The organism is Xenorhabdus santafensis (genome assembly GCF_033949405.1).
Taxonomy (GTDB): Bacteria; Pseudomonadota; Gammaproteobacteria; order Enterobacterales; family Enterobacteriaceae; genus Xenorhabdus; species Xenorhabdus santafensis.
Map to the genome: position 1 here is coordinate 1 of NZ_VCDN01000379.1, position 297 is coordinate 297.

1 protein-coding gene is annotated in these 297 nt (G+C 31.0%); it reads right to left on the minus strand.

What is annotated here, in order from left to right:
- Positions 1–297, minus strand: a 297-nt coding sequence (locus FE392_RS22815; protein ID WP_319931965.1) for an FAD-dependent oxidoreductase, incomplete at both ends; no start/stop codon positions are given.

Genomic DNA, 297 nt, shown 5'->3' on the forward strand with positions numbered 1-297 from the left:
TGCACCTGCAATTAAGTGTAGTTTCCCTTCGTGCTTTAAAATATCTCCAGCAGCATATAATCCATCTACTGAAGACTCACTATTTGCATTACCTGCAATATAATAATTATCTATAATTGCAACGTCCAACTCACTATTTTCTAATAATGTAATGTCACGTTCATATCCATGATTAATAATAACTTCATCAATAGGTAAATGAGAAACCTCACCTGTTTCATGATTTGTTAATTCTACATATTCAATCGCTTCATGATTATCACCAGCAATTAATTTTGTAATCGATGTATTAAAGAA